1 protein-coding gene is annotated in these 1,745 nt (G+C 62.3%); it reads left to right on the forward strand.

Annotated elements, in window-relative coordinates; genetic code table 11:
- Positions 1–347 precede the first annotated feature (347 nt).
- On the forward strand, positions 348–1,604 hold the full coding sequence (locus RMP10_RS16180; RefSeq protein WP_310571214.1) for an ISL3 family transposase: 1,257 nt from the start codon (positions 348–350) through the stop codon (positions 1,602–1,604).
- Positions 1,605–1,745 lie beyond the last annotated feature (141 nt).

Genomic DNA, 1,745 nt, shown 5'->3' on the forward strand with positions numbered 1-1,745 from the left:
TTCAGAATCCCTGGCCGAATTGAATCGGATTAGCTGGCCGCTTTGACCGGAATGCGCAGTCGCGTCTTACCGCGGCAATCGACTGGCTCGATCTCGACGGCGAGTGGCGCGAAATCGCAAAGTTCATCGAGTGGCGCCGGCGCCCTCAGTTGGGCGAGGCCAAAAGTCTTGACCCGAAGGCTGGACCAAGAATCTTGAGCCGGCTGCCGAACCGGCGGGACAAGTGCATTCGATTTCGGGCTCTTCGGGACTTTGTGTGGGTGAGTTGAGCGGGTTTTGAGCCTTGGAGGGTCGTCGGTTCAGAGGGGAAAGCGCTCTTGCGGGACCGGTGGCCGACGGGAAAGTTCGTGAATGACTGTCGAGCAGCGAGGTCCACGGGAGCTGCGGGACGCGTATCGCTTTCCAGGCTTTACGCCGAGCCGTGCGGTGCGGGGGGAAGACGCGGATCCCCGCGTGGTGGTCGTCACGCTGCATCGCCGTCAAAAAAAACGGCCTGCGGAGTCTGTGGCACGATCTGCCGTACGTGGTACGATCAGCGGCTACGGCACGTCCGCGATCTGCCGTGCGGCGCGATGCATGTGCGATTGGCGTTCGCGCTGCGGCGGGTGGCGTGCCGCACGTGCGGTGGCGTGAAGCAAGAGCGTCTCGACTGGCTCGCGGAGAATCCGCACTACACCCGTCGGTTTGCGCGCTATGTCGGCAAGCAGTGCCGTGGTGCGTCGATCACGGAAGTCGCGGAGGACCTGCGGCTCGATTGGCATGCGGTGAAAGCGATGGACATGCTGTACATGCGCGCCCAGCTCGACGTGGCGGGCCCGCCGGCGCCGGCGGTGATTGGCATCGATGAGATTTCGCTTCGGAAGGGGCACGTCTACCGCATCATCGTCAGCGATCTCGAGGCGGGACGGCCGATCTGGTTTGGCGGCGCGGATCGCTCCGAGGCGAGCCTGGCGATGTTCTACGACCAGCTCGGTGTCGCGCGCACGAGCGAGATTCGGCTGGCCGTGATGGATATGTGGCGGGCGTTTCGGAAGGGCACGGAAGCGCATGCGCCGCAGGCCGCCATCCTCTACGACAAGTTTCATGTGCTGCGGCAGCTGAACGACGCGATGGACACGGTGCGCAAGGCGGAGTACAAACGGCTCACGAACCGGGCGGACCGTACCTTCATCAAAGGCCAGAAGTATGTGCTGCTGTCGCACCGCGCCAACCTCAGCATCGAGAAGCGACGTGCGCTGCAGACGCTCTTGGCCGCGAACAAGCGCCTCAATACGGCGTACGTGCTCAAGGAGCAGTTTGCCCAGCTCTGGGAATATCGGAGCGAAGTGTGGGCGCGGAAATTCTTCGAGGGGTGGTGCAAGGCGCTGCGGTGGCAACGCCTCGCGCCGTTTGAGAAATTTGCCGCGCTTATCGAGCGGCACTGGGACGGCATCGCGGCGTACTGCCAGCCCGAGAACAAAGTGGCCCTCGGATTTGTCGAAGGACTCAACAACAAAATCCGGGTGATTCAGCGTCGTTGCTACGGCCTGCGCGACGAGGAATATCTGCGCCTCAAGATCCTCACCTGTACCCTCCCACCACTGCCGCGCGATCAAAACTCGTAGAAATCACCCACACGATTCCACGAAGAGCCATTTATTTTAGCGGCATACTGGGCGGGCCGTCTTCCTTCGCGATAGGCATAGCCATTCTGCAATCTCACCTGAAGACGATAGTGGTGGCCGCCGCCTAACGCTTCGGCGCGG

Source organism: Gemmatimonas sp. (assembly GCF_031426495.1).
In the GTDB taxonomy this organism is placed as follows: Bacteria; Gemmatimonadota; Gemmatimonadetes; order Gemmatimonadales; family Gemmatimonadaceae; genus Gemmatimonas.